The 15,857-nt window shown below is 66.1% G+C and carries 9 protein-coding genes; all 9 read right to left on the bottom strand.

Annotated features, from left to right (window positions below):
• Positions 1-393: 393 nt before the first annotated feature.
• Entirely contained in the window at positions 394-1,587 is a 1,194-nt protein-coding gene (gene tuf, locus H1D24_RS20440) for an elongation factor Tu (RefSeq protein ID WP_181659081.1), read from the bottom strand.
• Between the two features lie 166 nt (positions 1,588-1,753).
• Positions 1,754-3,874, bottom strand: a complete 2,121-nt coding sequence (gene fusA / locus H1D24_RS20435; RefSeq protein WP_181659080.1) for an elongation factor G — start codon at positions 3,872-3,874, stop codon at positions 1,754-1,756.
• Positions 3,875-3,913: 39 nt separating this feature from the next.
• Complete coding sequence (gene rpsG, locus H1D24_RS20430; RefSeq protein ID WP_003992340.1) at positions 3,914-4,384, bottom strand: 30S ribosomal protein S7; 471 nt, start codon at positions 4,382-4,384, stop codon at positions 3,914-3,916.
• Between the two features lie 2 nt (positions 4,385-4,386).
• Positions 4,387-4,758 (bottom strand): 30S ribosomal protein S12, encoded by a 372-nt coding sequence (rpsL, locus tag H1D24_RS20425; RefSeq protein ID WP_007823146.1) that lies wholly within the window; start codon positions 4,756-4,758, stop codon positions 4,387-4,389.
• 546 nt (positions 4,759-5,304) lie between these two features.
• Positions 5,305-9,204 carry a DNA-directed RNA polymerase subunit beta' gene (locus tag H1D24_RS20420; protein WP_181659079.1) on the bottom strand — a complete coding sequence of 1,300 codons (3,900 nt, stop codon included), beginning with the start codon at positions 9,202-9,204 and terminating at the stop codon, positions 5,305-5,307.
• 94 nt (positions 9,205-9,298) lie between these two features.
• The gene (gene rpoB, locus H1D24_RS20415) at positions 9,299-12,787 is read right to left on the bottom strand and encodes a DNA-directed RNA polymerase subunit beta (RefSeq protein WP_181659078.1); all 3,489 of its coding nucleotides are present in this window, start codon (positions 12,785-12,787) and stop codon (positions 9,299-9,301) included.
• A 633-nt stretch (positions 12,788-13,420) separates the two neighbouring features.
• Positions 13,421-13,807, bottom strand: a complete 387-nt coding sequence (gene rplL / locus H1D24_RS20410) for a 50S ribosomal protein L7/L12 (protein ID WP_181659077.1) — start codon at positions 13,805-13,807, stop codon at positions 13,421-13,423.
• 122 nt (positions 13,808-13,929) lie between these two features.
• The gene (gene rplJ / locus H1D24_RS20405) at positions 13,930-14,460 is read right to left on the bottom strand and encodes a 50S ribosomal protein L10 (protein WP_181659076.1); all 531 of its coding nucleotides are present in this window, start codon (positions 14,458-14,460) and stop codon (positions 13,930-13,932) included.
• Between the two features lie 350 nt (positions 14,461-14,810).
• A complete protein-coding gene (locus H1D24_RS20400) occupies positions 14,811-15,704 on the bottom strand; it encodes an SCO4651 family lipoprotein (RefSeq protein WP_181659075.1) in 894 nt (297 codons plus the stop codon).
• Positions 15,705-15,857 lie beyond the last annotated feature (153 nt).

Raw genomic sequence — 15,857 nt, 5'->3', positions numbered from 1 at the left:
GCGGAAAGCCCCGGAAGGGTTCCGGGCGCGGTCGGCGTCAGGGCTCCGAGACCGGCACCCGACCGCACCCGCACCCGCACCCGCACCGGCACCGGCACCGGCACCGGCACCCGACCCCAGAACGGCTCTACGGCTCGGCCGTGGCGGGACAGACCTCTCCATGGAACGCTCCTCCGAGTCGGGACGGCAGATACATGCGTCAACTGCCGTGCCAAATGGTGGAGCGATAATTTCCCGGAAACAATGGGTCTACAGTGCCGAAAAATTTTCAGTCTTTGAGGCGCCCCTCCCATCCGGTCGGAGACAGCGAAAGGGCCCGCACGACCGAAGTCGTACGGGCCCTTTCGGATGCCCCTAGGAGCGCCGGGTCTCCCCGATCAAGAAGTGAGGAACTTACTTCGTGATCTTGGTGACCTGGCCGGCGCCCACGGTCCGGCCACCCTCACGGATGGCGAACTTCAGGCCCTCTTCCATGGCGACGGGCTGGATGAGCTCCACCTTCATCTCGGTGTTGTCACCCGGCATGACCATCTCGGTGCCCTCGGGGAGGGTCACGACGCCGGTCACGTCCGTGGTACGGAAGTAGAACTGCGGGCGGTAGTTGTTGAAGAACGGCGTGTGGCGGCCACCCTCGTCCTTGGACAGGATGTAGGCCTGCGCCTCGAACTCGGTGTGCGGGGTGACCGAGCCCGGCTTGATGATGACCTGGCCGCGCTCGACGTCCTCGCGCTTGATGCCGCGGAGCAGCAGACCGACGTTCTCACCGGCCTGGCCCTCGTCGAGCAGCTTGCGGAACATCTCGATGCCGGTGACCGTGGTGGTGGTCTTCTCCGGCTTGATGCCCACGATGTCGACGGTCTCGTTGACCTTGAGGACACCACGCTCGATACGGCCGGTGACGACGGTGCCACGACCGGTGATCGTGAAGACGTCCTCGATCGGCATCAGGAACGGCTTGTCGACGTCACGCTCGGGCTGCGGGATGTTCTCGTCGACGGCCTTCATCAGGTCGAGGACGGACTGGCCCCACTCCTTGTCGCCCTCGAGGGCCTTGAGCGCCGAGACCTTGACGACCGGCAGGTCGTCGCCCGGGAACTCGTACTCGGAGAGCAGCTCACGGACCTCGAGCTCGACGAGCTCCAGGATCTCCTCGTCGTCCACCATGTCGGCCTTGTTCAGGGCGACGACGATGTACGGAACGCCGACCTGGCGGGCCAGGAGCACGTGCTCCTTGGTCTGCGGCATCGGGCCGTCCGTGGCGGCGACAACGAGGATGGCGCCGTCCATCTGCGCCGCACCCGTGATCATGTTCTTGATGTAGTCCGCGTGACCGGGGCAGTCGACGTGGGCGTAGTGACGCGTCTCGGTCTGGTACTCGACGTGCGCGATGGAGATGGTGATACCGCGCTGGCGCTCCTCAGGAGCCTTGTCGATCTGGTCGAAGGCCGAGGCCTCGTTCAGGTCCGGGTACGCGTCGTGCAGCACCTTGGTAATGGCGGCCGTGAGGGTCGTCTTACCGTGGTCGATGTGACCGATGGTGCCGATGTTGACGTGCGGCTTAGTCCGCTCGAACTTCGCCTTCGCCACTGGGGTCCTCCTGTGGAGTGGTTCTGTACGCCTTACTCATCGGCGCCAGGTGATCTTTGCTGGAAAGCCGGGGCCCGGGGCATTCCGCCGCGGTTGCGGTGGAATGCCCCAGCAGGCTCCGGAGTCAAGCCTAAGGTGTGAACTCGATTGAGTCTGACTCGGTGAGTTACTCGCCCTTGGCCTTCGCGATGATCTCCTCGGCGACGTTCCGCGGAACCTCGGCGTAGGAGTCGAACTGCATCGAGTAGCTCGCGCGACCCGACGTCTTGCTGCGGAGGTCGCCGACGTAGCCGAACATCTCCGACAGCGGGACCAGGCCCGTGACGAGCTTGGCACCGTGACGGTCCTCCATGGACTGGATCTGACCGCGACGGGAGTTGATGTCGCCGATGACGTCACCCATGTAGTCCTCGGGCGTCGTCACCTCGACCTTCATCATCGGCTCGAGCAGGGCCGGGGAGGCCTTGCGCGCGGCCTCCTTGAAGGCCATCGAACCGGCGACCTTGAAGGCCATCTCGGAGGAGTCGACCTCGTGGTAGCCACCGTCGAGGAGGACCACGCGGACACCCGTGAGCGGGTAGCCGGCGAGCACACCGAACTCCATGGCCTCCTGGCAGCCCGCGTCCACGGAAGGAATGTATTCCTTCGGGATACGGCCACCGGTGACCTTGTTGACGAACTCGTAGCCGTCGCCCTCGAGAGGCTCGAGCGCGATCTGCACCTTCGCGAACTGACCGGAACCACCGGTCTGCTTCTTGTGGGTGTAGTCGTACCGGTCGACCGCCTTGCGGAGGGTCTCGCGGTACGCGACCTGCGGCTTGCCGACGTTGGCCTCGACCTTGAACTCGCGCTTCATGCGGTCGACCAGCACGTCCAGGTGCAGCTCGCCCATGCCCGCGATGATGGTCTGGCCGGTCTCCTCGTCGGTGTGGACCTTGAAGGAGGGGTCTTCCTCGGCCAGGCGCTGGATCGCGATGCCCAGCTTCTCCTGGTCGCCCTTCGACTTGGGCTCGATGGCGACCTGGATGACCGGGGCCGGGAAGTCCATCGACTCGAGGATCACCGGGTTCGCCGGGTCGCAGAGGGTCTCACCGGTGGTGGTCTGCTTCAGACCCATGACGGCGACGATGTCGCCGGCACCCACCGAGTCGATCTCCTCACGCTTGTTGGCGTGCATCCGGTAGATCTTGCCGATGCGCTCCTTCTTGCCCTTGACGGAGTTCTGCACCTGAGAACCCGCCTCGAGGCGGCCGGAGTACACCCGGACGAAGGTCAGCTTGCCGAGGTGCGGGTCGCTCGCGATCTTGAACGCCAGCGCCGACAGCGGCTCGCTCTCGGAGGGCTTGCGCTTGACGATCTCCTCCGGGTCGCTGACCGCGTGGCCCTCGATCGCCTCGATGTCGAGCGGCGACGGAAGGTAGCGGACAACGGCGTCGAGCAGCGGCTGGACACCCTTGTTCTTGAAGGCCGTACCGCAGAACACGGGGGTGACGGTGGTGCCGCCGCCCTTGCCGGAGCCGATGGTGATGCGACGGATCGCCGCGTACAGCTGCTCCACGGTGGGCTCCTCGCCCTCCAGGTACAGCTCCATCATCTCTTCGTCGTTCTCGGCGACGGTCTCCAGGAGCGTGCCGCGCCACTCGTCGGCGGCCTCGCGGTGCGTGTCCGGGATGTCGACGACGTCGTACGCCTCGCCGAGCGCGGTCTCGGCGGACCACACGAGCGCCTTCATCTGGACCAGGTCCACGACGCCCTTGAAGTCGGCCTCGGCACCGATCGGCAGCTGCATCACGATCGGGGTCGCGCCGAGGCGGTCCGTGATCATGTCGACGCAGCGGTGGAACTCGGCGCCCGTACGGTCGAGCTTGTTGACGAAGCAGATACGCGGGACGCCGTAGCGGTCCGCCTGACGCCACACGGTCTCGGACTGCGGCTCCACACCGGCGACGCCGTCGAACACCGTCACGGCACCGTCGAGCACGCGCAGCGAGCGCTCCACCTCGACGGTGAAGTCGACGTGGCCCGGGGTGTCGATGATGTTGATCGTGTGGTCGACGTTCTCGAGCGGCCAGTGACAGGTGGTGGCAGCAGACGTGATCGTGATGCCACGCTCCTGCTCCTGCTCCATCCAGTCCATCGTGGCAGCGCCGTCGTGGACCTCACCGATCTTGTACGAGACGCCGGTGTAGTACAGGATCCGCTCGGTGGTCGTCGTCTTGCCCGCGTCGATGTGGGCCATGATCCCGATGTTGCGGACCTTGGCCAGGTCAAGTGAAGTGGTAGCCATAAGGCTTCAGTCTTCTCTCGGTTCTCGATGGGGTAGCGACTACCAGCGGTAGTGCGCGAAGGCCTTGTTGGACTCGGCCATCTTGTGGGTGTCCTCGCGCTTCTTCACGGCAGCGCCGAGGCCGTTGGAGGCATCGAGCAGCTCGTTCAGCAGACGCTCGGTCATGGTCTTCTCGCGACGGGCACGGGAGTAACCCACGAGCCAGCGGAGCGCGAGAGTGTTGGCGCGGCCGGGCTTGACCTCGATCGGCACCTGGTAGGTCGCGCCACCGACACGGCGGGACTTGACCTCGAGGGTGGGCTTGATGTTCTCAAGCGCACGCTTCAGGGTGATGATCGGGTCGTTGCCGGTCTTCTCGCGCAGGCCCTCCATGGCGCCGTACACGATGCGCTCGGCGGTGGAGCGCTTGCCGTTCAGCAGCACCTTGTTGATGAGGGAGGTCACCAGAGGAGAACCGTAGACCGGGTCGATGATGACCGGGCGCTTCGGGGCGGGGCCCTTACGAGGCATTCTTACTTCTCCTTCTTGGCGCCGTAGCGGCTGCGGGCCTGCTTGCGGTTCTTGACACCCTGGGTGTCGAGGGATCCGCGGATGATCTTGTAGCGAACACCAGGCAGGTCCTTCACACGGCCGCCACGCACGAGCACGATGGAGTGCTCCTGCAGGTTGTGTCCCTCACCCGGAATGTAAGCGGTGACCTCGATCCCACTGGTCAGACGCACACGCGCGACCTTACGCAGGGCCGAGTTCGGCTTCTTCGGGGTGGTCGTGAACACACGCGTGCAGACGCCACGGCGCTGGGGGGAACCGTCCAGTGCGGGCGTCTTGTTCTTCTCGACCTTGTCCTGCCGGCCCTTCCGGACCAGCTGCTGGATCGTAGGCACTACTTCTCCGGTTTCTGTGTGCCGAGTAGTAAAGCTAACCTGGAACGTCGCCGACCCACGCGGTCGGGTGTGTCGAATACTGCAGACCCCCGCTGCGAGGCGGAGAGGGCGGCAGATTGCGGTGCGGCGCTTACGGCTTCCCCTACGGTTGCAGGCACGCACGGGAGCCAGGGCACACCCCAGGCACAAGGTCTGAGCGTACCTATCGCATCCACTCCGGTCAAAACAAATGCCCTGACGCTACCGCTGCGGCACGCAGGCATTCCGCAGGCCCCACCGTGGGAAGACGTCCCACACCGCTGCGGGCAGCCGTCCGGCGCCCGCAGCACCACTGTGGGAAGACGTCCCACACCGCTGCGGGCAGGCGTCCCGGCGCCGCTGTGGACAGGCGTCCGGCGGCCGCTGTGGGCACGTCGTGGGCCGTGCCCACAGGGGCGGCGGCAGCGTCAACGACGACGGCAGGCAACGGCGGCAGGCAACGGCGACGGCAACGCCGAAAGGGCGGCCACCCCGAGGGGTGGCCGCCCTTCGACTCAAGCGACCCGCTTACTGGTTGTAAGGACCGTAGTCGTAGTCCTCCAGCGGCACAGCCTGCCCAGAGCCCGTGCCGAACGGCGAGTAGTCGATGTCGTCGTAGCCCACGGCCGAGTACATCGCGGCCTTGGCCTCCTCGGTCGGCTCGACCCGGATGTTGCGGTAGCGGGACAGACCCGTACCGGCCGGGATGAGCTTACCGATGATGACGTTCTCCTTGAGGCCGATCAGGGAGTCGGACTTGGCGTTGATCGCCGCGTCCGTGAGGACCCTGGTCGTCTCCTGGAAGGACGCCGCCGACAGCCACGACTCGGTCGCCAGCGAGGCCTTGGTGATACCCATCAGCTGCGGACGGCCGGAGGCCGGGTGGCCGCCTTCCTGGACCACACGACGGTTCTCGGTCTCGAAGCGCGAGCGCTCCACGAGCTCGCCCGGCAGCAGCTCCGCGTCGCCGGACTCGATGATCGTCACACGGCGCAGCATCTGCCGGATGATGATCTCGATGTGCTTGTCGTGGATCGACACACCCTGCGAGTTGTAGACCTTCTGGACCTCGCCGACCAGGTGGACCTGGACGGCCCGCTGACCCAGGATGCGCAGCACGTCGTGCGGGTTGGTGGCACCCACGGTGAGCTTCTGGCCCACCTCGACGTGGTCGCCCTCGCCCACCAGCAGACGGGCGCGCTTCGAGATCGGGAACGCCGTCTCGTCGCTGCCGTCGTCCGGGGTGACGACGATCTTCTTGGTCTTCTCGGTCTCCTCGATCCGGACGCGGCCGGAGGCCTCGGAGATCGGGGCGACACCCTTCGGGGTACGGGCCTCGAAGAGCTCGACGACACGGGGCAGACCCTGGGTGATGTCGTCACCGGCCACACCACCGGTGTGGAAGGTACGCATCGTCAGCTGGGTACCGGGCTCACCGATGGACTGGGCGGCGATGATGCCGACCGCCTCACCGATGTCGACCAGCTTGCCGGTGGCCAGCGAGCGGCCGTAGCACATGGCGCAGGTGCCGACGTGGGACTCGCACGTCAGGATCGAGCGGGTCTTGACCTCCTCGACACCGTGGCGCACCAGCTGGTCGATGAGCACGTCGCCCAGGTCCACGTTGGCCGGCGCGATCACCTTGCCGTCGATGACGACGTCCTCGGCGAGCATGCGGGCGTAGACGCTGGTCTCGACGTCGTCCGCCTTGCGCAGCGTGCCATCGGCGTCGCGCGTGGCGATCCGCAGCTTCAGACCGCGCTCGGTACCGCAGTCCTCCTCGCGGATGATGACGTCCTGGGAGACGTCGACCAGACGACGGGTGAGGTAACCCGAGTCGGCGGTACGCAGAGCGGTGTCCGCGAGACCCTTACGGGCACCGTGCGTGGAGATGAAGTACTCCAGCACGGACAGACCCTCACGGAACGACGCCTTGATCGGACGCGGGATCGTCTCGTTCTTCGCGTTCGACACCAGACCACGCATACCGGCAATCTGACGCATCTGCATCATGTTGCCTCGTGCACCCGAGTTCACCATCATGAAGATCGGGTTGGTCTTCGGGAAGTTGTCGTTCATCGCCTCGGCGACCTCGTTGGTCGCCTTGGTCCAGATCGCGATGAGCTCCTGCGTGCGCTCGTCCTTGGTGATCAGACCGCGCTCGTACTGCTTCTGGACCTTCTCGTCCTGCGCCTCGTAGCCCTTGACGATCTCCTTCTTCGCCTCGGGAACGACGACGTCGGAGATGGCGACGGTGACGCCGGAACGGGTGGCCCAGTAGAAGCCGGCCGCCTTCAGGTTGTCGAGCGTCGCCGCCACGATGACCTTCGGGTAGCGCTCGGCGAGGTCGTTGACGATCTCGGAGAGCTGCTTCTTGCCGACCTCGTAGTCGACGAACGGGTAGTCCTCGGGCAGCAGCTCGTTGAAGAGCGCGCGGCCCAGGGTCGTCCGCAGGCGGAAGGTGTCACCCTGCTGCCACTCCGGCTCGCCCTCCTCACGCGCCGGCGGGGTCCAGCCGCGCGGCGGGATGGTGCCCACCGGGAAGCGGATGTCCACGCGCGACTGCAGCGAGAGCTCGCCGGCGTCGAACGCCATGATCGCCTCGGCCACGGAGGAGAAGGAGCGCTCCTCGCCCTTGACGTCCCGCATCTCACCGTCGGTGGTGAGGAAGAACAGACCGAGGACCATGTCCTGGGTCGGCATCGTCACCGGACGGCCGTCAGCGGGCTTGAGGATGTTGTTCGAGGACAGCATCAGGATGCGGGCCTCGGCCTGCGCCTCCGCGGACAGCGGCAGGTGCACGGCCATCTGGTCACCGTCGAAGTCCGCGTTGAACGCGGTGCAGACGAGCGGGTGGATCTGGATGGCCTTGCCCTCGACCAGCTGCGGCTCGAAGGCCTGGATGCCGAGGCGGTGCAGGGTCGGTGCACGGTTCAGCAGCACCGGGTGCTCGGCGATGACCTCTTCGAGCACGTCGTACACGACCGTGCGGCCGCGCTCGACCATGCGCTTCGCCGACTTGATGTTCTGCGCGTGGTTCAGGTCGACCAGACGCTTCATCACGAACGGCTTGAAGAGCTCCAGCGCCATGGCCTTGGGCAGACCGCACTGGTGCAGCTTGAGCTGCGGGCCGACGACGATGACGGAACGCGCCGAGTAGTCGACTCGCTTACCGAGCAGGTTCTGACGGAAACGACCCTGCTTGCCCTTCAGCATGTCGCTGAGGGACTTCAGCGGGCGGTTACCGGGACCGGTGACCGGACGGCCGCGACGACCGTTGTCGAAGAGGGCGTCAACAGCCTCCTGAAGCATGCGCTTCTCGTTGTTGACGATGATCTCGGGCGCGCCGAGGTCCAGGAGCCTCTTCAGACGGTTGTTGCGGTTGATCACACGGCGGTACAGGTCGTTCAGGTCGGAGGTCGCGAAGCGGCCACCGTCCAGCTGCACCATCGGACGCAGGTCCGGCGGGATCACCGGCACGCAGTCCAGAACCATGCCCTTGGGGCTGTTGCTGGTCTGCAGGAACGCGGAGACGACCTTCAGGCGCTTGAGCGCACGGGTCTTCTTCTGGCCCTTGCCGGTACGGATGATCTCGCGGAGACGCTCGGCCTCCTCCTCGAGGTCGAAGGACTCCAGGCGCTTCTGCAGCGCCGCGGCACCCATCGAACCGTCGAAGTACGTGCCGAAGCGGTCACGCAGCTCGCGGTAGAGCAGCTCGTCGCCCTCGAGGTCCTGGACCTTGAGGTTCTTGAAGCGGTTCCACACCTCGTCGAGACGGTCGATCTCGCGCTGAGCGCGGTCGCGCAGCTGCTTCATCTCGCGCTCGGCACCCTCGCGCACCTTGCGGCGCACGTCGGCCTTGGCACCCTCGGCCTCGAGCTCGGCCAGGTCGGCCTCGAGCTTCTTGGCACGGGCCTCGAGGTCGGCGTCGCGGCGGTTCTCGACCTGCTGGCGCTCGACGGAGACATGGGCCTCCAGCGACGGCAGGTCACGCGTACGGCGCTCCTCGTCCACGTACGTGATCATGTACGCGGCGAAGTAGATGACCTTCTCGAGGTCCTTCGGGGCGAGGTCGAGCAGGTAGCCCAGCCGCGACGGGACGCCCTTGAAGTACCAGATGTGGGTGACGGGAGCGGCCAGCTCGATGTGGCCCATCCGCTCACGGCGCACCTTGGCGCGAGTGACCTCGACGCCGCACCGCTCACAGATGATGCCCTTGAAGCGGACGCGCTTGTACTTGCCGCAGTAGCACTCCCAGTCCCGGGTCGGGCCGAAGATCTTCTCGCAGAAGAGGCCGTCCTTCTCGGGCTTGAGGGTGCGGTAGTTGATGGTCTCGGGCTTCTTGACCTCGCCGTGGGACCACTGGCGGATATCGTCAGCGGTGGCCAGGCCGATCCGGAGCTCGTCGAAGAAGTTGACGTCGAGCACTATGCGTCAATCCCTCTCAGGGTCGTGTCTCAATCAATGGTCTGTACGGGTCCGGGGCGTGGCCGGGACCTCAGGGAGGCCCCGGCCAGACCCGTCAGACCTCTTCGACGCTGCTCGGCTCGCGCCGGGACAGGTCGATGCCGAGCTCCTCCGCGGCGCGGAAGACGTCCTCGTCGGTGTCGCGCATCTCGATGGACATGCCGTCCGAGGACAGCACCTCCACGTTGAGGCACAGGGACTGCATCTCCTTGATGAGCACCTTGAAGGACTCGGGGATGCCGGGCTCGGGGATGTTCTCGCCCTTGACGATGGCCTCGTAGACCTTCACGCGGCCGGTGACGTCGTCGGACTTGATGGTCAGCAGCTCCTGGAGGGCGTACGCGGCGCCGTAAGCCTCCAGCGCCCACACCTCCATCTCACCGAAGCGCTGGCCACCGAACTGAGCCTTACCACCCAGCGGCTGCTGGGTGATCATCGAGTACGGGCCGGTCGAGCGGGCGTGCAGCTTGTCGTCGACCAGGTGGTGCAGCTTGAGGATGTACATGTACCCGACGGAGATCGGGTCCGGGAACGGCTCACCGGAGCGGCCGTCGAACAGCCGCGCCTTGCCGGACGGCAGGACCATCCGGTTGCCGTCGCGGTTCGGGATGGTGTGCTCCAGCAGACCGGCCAGCTCGTCCTCGCGGGCACCGTCGAAGACCGGGGTCGCCACGTTCGTACGCGGGTCGACCTGGTCGGCGCCGATGACCTGCAGGCGCTCCGCCCACTCGTCCGCCAGGCCGGAGACGTCCCAGCCCTGGCTGGCGAGCCAGCCGAGGTGGATCTCCAGGACCTGTCCCGGGTTCATTCGGGACGGGACACCCAGCGGGTTGAGGATGATGTCGACCGGGGTGCCGTCCTCCAGGAACGGCATGTCCTCGATCGGCAGGATCTTCGAGATGACACCCTTGTTGCCGTGACGGCCGGCGAGCTTGTCACCGTCGGTGATCTTGCGCTTCTGCGCCACGTACACGCGCACCAGCTGGTTCACACCGGGCGGAAGCTCGTCGCCCTCCTCGCGGTCGAAGACGCGGACGCCGATGACCTTGCCGGTCTCGCCGTGCGGCACCTTCAGCGAGGTGTCGCGGACCTCACGGGCCTTCTCACCGAAGATCGCGCGCAGCAGACGCTCCTCGGGGGTCAGCTCGGTCTCACCCTTGGGCGTGACCTTGCCGACGAGGATGTCACCGGCGATGACCTCGGCACCGATGCGGATGATGCCGCGCTCGTCGAGGTCGGCGAGGACCTCCTCGGAGACGTTCGGGATGTCCCGGGTGATCTCCTCGGGGCCGAGCTTGGTGTCACGGGCGTCGACCTCGTGCTCCTCGATGTGGATCGAGGAGAGGACGTCGTCCTGCACGAGGCGCTGCGACAGGATGATCGCGTCCTCGTAGTTGTGACCCTCCCACGGCATGAACGCCACGAGCAGGTTCTTGCCGAGCGCCATCTCGCCGTTCTCGGTCGCCGGACCGTCGGCCAGCACCTGGCCGGTGACGATCCGGTCGCCCTCGTCCACGACAACCTTCTGGTTGACGGAGGTGCCCTGGTTGGAGCGCGAGAACTTGGCGAGGCGGTACGTGGTGTACGTGCCGTCGTCGTTGGCGGTGGTGATGTAGTCCGCGGAGACCTCCTGGACCACACCGTCCTTCTCGGCCTTCAGCACATCGCCGGCGTCGACCGCGCAGCGGTACTCCATGCCGGTGCCGACGAGCGGTGCCTCGGACTTAATCAGGGGCACGGCCTGACGCATCATGTTCGCGCCCATGAGGGCACGGTTGGCGTCGTCGTGCTCGAGGAACGGGATCATGGCGGTCGCGACCGACACCATCTGGCGCGGCGAGACGTCCATGTAGTCCACGTCATCGGGCGCGACGTAGTCGACCTCGCCGCCACGGCGGCGGACCAGCACGCGGGCCTCGGCGAACCGGAGCTCGTCGGTCAGCGGCGCGTTGGCCTGCGCGATGACGAAGCGGTCCTCCTCGTCGGCGGTCAGGTAGTCCACCTCGTCGGTGACCTGGCCGTCGGTGACCTTGCGGTACGGCGTCTCGACGAAGCCGAACGCGTTGACGCGGCCGTACGAGGCGAGCGAACCGATCAGCCCGATGTTCGGGCCTTCAGGGGTCTCGATCGGGCACATGCGTCCGTAGTGGGACGGGTGCACGTCACGGACCTCGAAGCCGGCCCGCTCACGGGACAGACCACCCGGGCCAAGAGCCGACAGACGGCGCTTGTGGGTGAGACCCGACAGCGGGTTGTTCTGGTCCATGAACTGGGACAGCTGGCTGGTGCCGAAGAACTCCTTGATGGAGGCGACGACCGGCCGGATGTTGATCAGCGTCTGCGGCGTGATCGCCTCGACGTCCTGAGTCGTCATGCGCTCGCGCACGACGCGCTCCATTCGAGCCAGACCCGTGCGGACCTGGTTCTGGATGAGCTCGCCGACGTTGCGCAGACGACGGTTGCCGAAGTGGTCGATGTCGTCGGTCTCGACGACGATCGAGGCGTTGTTGTCGCCCATGACCGTCTCGGTCTCACCGGCGTGCAGCTTCACCAGGTACTTGATCGTCGAGATGATGTCCTCGACGGTCAGGATCCCGGCGTCCAGCGGGGCGTCGCCGCCCAGCTTCTTGTTGACCTTGTAGCGGCCGACCTTGGCGAGGTCGTAGCGCTTGGGGTTGAAGTAGAGGTTCTCGAGCAGCGTCTGCGCGGCCTCACGGGTCGGGGGCTCGCCCGGACGCAGCTTGCGGTAGATGTCGAGCAGCGCGTCGTCCTGGCCCTGGGTGTGGTCCTTCTCCAGGGTGGCGCGCATGGACTCGTACTCGCCGAACTCCTCGAGGATCTGCTCGGTGGTCCAGCCGAGCGCCTTGAGCAGAACGGTCACGGACTGCTTGCGCTTGCGGTCGATGCGGACACCGACCATGTCGCGCTTGTCGATCTCCATCTCCAGCCAGGCACCACGGGACGGGATGACCTTGGCCGAGAAGATGTCCTTGTCGGACGTCTTGTCGATGGAGGAGTCGAAGTAGACACCGGGCGATCGGACCAGCTGCGACACGACGACACGCTCGGTGCCGTTGATGACGAAGGTGCCCTTGTTGGTCATGAGGGGGAAGTCACCCATGAAGACCGTCTGAGACTTGATCTCACCGGTCTCGTTGTTGGTGAATTCCGCAGTGACGAACAGCGGAGCCGCGTAGGTGAAGTCGCGCTCCTTGCACTCGTCGATGGAGTTCTTCGGGGGCTCGAAGCGGTGGTCGCGGAAGGTCAGCGACATCGACCCGGAGAAGTCCTCGATCGGGGAGATCTCCTCGAAGATCTCCTCCAGACCGGACTTGGTGGGGACGTCCTGTCCGCTTTCCAAAGCCGCCTCGACACGAGCCTTCCACGCGTCATTGCCGAGCAGCCAGTCAAAGCTCTCGGTCTGCAGAGCAAGAAGGTTCGGAACCTCGAGGGGCTCCTTGATCTTTGCAAAGGAGATGCGCAGCGGGGCGGTGCTGGCGCCGTTGTTCGTATTCGCGGTCGAGGCAGTGCGCGAGGCGGCCAAGAGGGGGTCCTTCCGAGGGCTCGGACTCACTACGCGCGTACCGGTCCCACGCTGGGTACAGGGACAGAGAACCCCAGGCGGGGTGGCTTCGGTCCACTGTGCTCATACATGGGCATGCCCCTGGTGACGGGCAGGAGGCAGCTAACAGGCAGCGCAAAGGGTCAGTGTAGCCACTCGGCCCACTGATGTCCAGTGCGGGTTTTGGGAGACCCTCATTGTTCTCAACACCTGCGGCAAGTTGTTCTCAACACCTGCGGCAAGCCACGCCTTCAGTGCACATCGATACTGCCCTCTTCGCCGTCGATCCATGCCTCGGATATGGACCGTTGTGACGACGCGTCCTGAGAATTGCGCGCTGCGTGCAGTTCGTCAAGGCCTTCCAAGCCCGAACCGGGTGCTGCCATTGTCACGTGGAGCCCCTCACCCGGCGGCCGGAGGCGCAACGAAGATCACCATACTCGTCGCGGCCGACAGCGCAAGGCTGCCCTCCCGGGAGGCCGGGAACGCCGAAGGGCGACCACCCGGATGGGTGATCGCCCTTCAGTGCGTATGCGTCAACAGCGCTTTGACAGCGCCCGCACGCGCGAGCCGAGCCGGTCCGCGCCTAGCGGCGCGTCGCAACGGCTCGTCGGGTCACTTGACCTCGACGGAGGCGCCGGCGCCCTTGAGGGACTCGGCGGCCTTCTCGGCGGCGTCCTTGGCAACCTTCTCGAGGACCGGCTTCGGAGCGCCGTCCACGAGGTCCTTGGCCTCCTTCAGGCCCAGGGAGGTCAGCTCGCGCACGACCTTGATGACCTGGATCTTCTTGTCGCCGGCGCCGGTGAGGATGACGTCGAACTCGTCCTTCTCCTCAGCGGCCTCGGCGGCCGGGGCACCCGGGGCACCGGCGGCGGCAACGGCGACCGGGGCGGCGGCGGTGACGTCGAACTTCTCCTCGAAGGCCTTCACGAACTCGGAGAGCTCGATGAGGGTCATCTCCTCGAACTGCGCGAGCAGGTCTTCCTGGCTGAGCTTCGCCATGAGGGGCGATCCTTCCACTAATTCGGCTGGTGCCGGATGTACATGTCGGCGGGCGTACGTTTGGCCCGCGTCGACCGTTGCCTCAGGCGTGCCTGGAGGCGACGGTCAATGTGCGAGCCGAATTACTCGGCACCGCCCTGCTCGGCCTGCTTGGCGCGAAGAGCGTCCACGGTGCGGACGAGCTTCGACGGCAGCGCCTGGAAGAGCGCGGCAGCCTGCGACTGCTTGCCCTTCATGGCACCGGCCAGCTTGCTGAGCAGAACCTCGCGGGACTCGAGGTCCGCAAGCTTCTTGATCTCGTCGGCGGACAGCGCCTTGCCGTCAAGGACACCGCCCTTGATGACGAGGTTCGGGTTGTCCTTGGCGAAGTCACGAAGACCCTTCGCCGACTCCACCGGGTCACCGGTGATGAAGGCAACCGCCGTCGGACCGTTGAACAGGTCGTCGAGCGTGTTGATCCCGGCCTCGTTGGCCGCAATCTTGGTCAGCGTGTTCTTCACCACGGCGTACTGGGCGTTCTCACCGAGCGAACGACGCAGCGTCTTGAGCTGCGCCACGGTGAGACCCCGGTACTCGGTCAGCACGGCGGCGTTCGAGCTGCGGAACTGGTCCGTCAGCTCGGCTACCGCGGCAGCCTTGTCGGGCCTTGCCATAGAGCGTCGGCCTCCTTCCGGGTGATGAGGACCGCTCAGAAGGAGGCTGGGAAAACGAAACGCCCCGGCGCAGGCGCACGGGGCGTGAGCTCGACCGGAAAACATCCACGAGGGATCCATCCGGGAGCACTTCCACTGTCACCTGCGCGGGTCGTCCGCTGTTCAGCGGATCCTTCGGCCACCGCACTCTCTTGCGAGGGCACGGCAACGACCAGCGGTCTTTGGCTTCCGTGGAAGAGTACGCGAACGGCTCCCCGTCGAGCAAATCCGACCGCAATGGTGGGGATCTGTCGGGCTCAGGCGGTCTCGGTCCCGGCGACGCAGGATCCATCGGCGCTCGCTTCGGGCGCTCAGCCCGCCGACTGCTGGTGGACGAGATCCCGGAAATCGGCCGTGTCGGCGGCGGGAGGCTTCAGAGCCGAGACCGGTGTGCCGTAGTCGCTGTAGTAGGCCGTGGAGGACATCGCGCCGATCGCCATCTCGGCCTTCTCGGTCTTCTTCACCAGCAGGTTCCGGCCGTCGACCCAGATGTCGACCTTCTCCGTGGTGATGCCGGCCTGCTCGAGCTGCCTCTTCACGTCGGCCAGGTGGTCGTCGCCGAGGTTCGCATTCCTGCCTTCGAGGTCGGTGACGTCGACCGTGCCCGAGTAGTGCGTGGTGGCGACGCCGCGGACCCTCTCCTCGCCGACCTTCCTCACGTCTCCGGAGGCCAGCAGGAGCTTCACGGACTGGTTCGGGGTGGTGTTCTGCATCTGGTCCTCCAGATACGCCCCGGAGCCGCCGGCGAAATCCGCCAGGGCCTCGTACTCGTACTTGATCCAGTGCTTGCCACTCGCCCGAGCGGCGAACTCGTCGCTCATCCTCGCGTAGTAGGCGTCGTGCAGATACCGGGCCTCCATCGAGGTGCTCCCCAGCTGACGCATCGTGTCGGCCAGCTGTCCGCCGGTGTACGTGATCGTCAGGGTGCCCTTGAGGCCGCCGGCCCAGGCGAGCGCGCCGTCCGCCGTCATGGACAGCGTCGTGCCCATGATCGTCGTGGACTCGACCTTGGCGGAATCGGCCCGTTCGGTGGTTCTCGCCACGGTGCGCAGCTCGGCCATGGGGCTGACCTGCACGCCGCCGCCCTGGCGGCGGGACGCCTTGTCCTCCACCCCGGAGTCTCCCGGGGAACGGCAGCCGGCCGTGGCCAGGACGGCGCTCACTGCGATCGAGAGGGCCAAGCACCGCGCCGCCGTGCTCTTCATCCGTCCCACCCCCATGAGCCTCCTGTGGTCCCGCACGCTAGCGCAGGCCACTGTCACCCAGTCCGGAACGAGGAAGTACGAGACAGGTGCGGGCGAAACGGGTACGGGCCCCGCACCTCGAGAGGTGCGGGGCCCGTCCACTTCAGCCCGTGC

Origin of the sequence: Streptomyces himalayensis subsp. himalayensis (genome assembly GCF_013778455.1) — a bacterium.
Taxonomy (GTDB): Bacteria; Actinomycetota; Actinomycetes; order Streptomycetales; family Streptomycetaceae; genus Streptomyces; species Streptomyces himalayensis.
Note: the sequence above shows the minus strand (reverse complement) of the source record. Positions and strands in the feature narration are given on the sequence as shown.

What these genes read in the sequence shown, in the direction of transcription:
- rplJ (WP_181659076.1), bottom strand. Translation starts at nt 14,460, where the DNA reads ATGGCAAGGCCCGACAAGGCTGCCGCGGTAGCCGAGCTGACGGACCAG.
- rplL (WP_181659077.1), bottom strand. Translation starts at nt 13,807, where the DNA reads ATGGCGAAGCTCAGCCAGGAAGACCTGCTCGCGCAGTTCGAGGAGATG.
- fusA (WP_181659080.1), bottom strand. Translation starts at nt 3,874, where the DNA reads ATGGCTACCACTTCACTTGACCTGGCCAAGGTCCGCAACATCGGGATC.
- rpsG (WP_003992340.1), bottom strand. Translation starts at nt 4,384, where the DNA reads ATGCCTCGTAAGGGCCCCGCCCCGAAGCGCCCGGTCATCATCGACCCG.
- H1D24_RS20400 (WP_181659075.1), bottom strand. Translation starts at nt 15,704, where the DNA reads ATGAAGAGCACGGCGGCGCGGTGCTTGGCCCTCTCGATCGCAGTGAGC.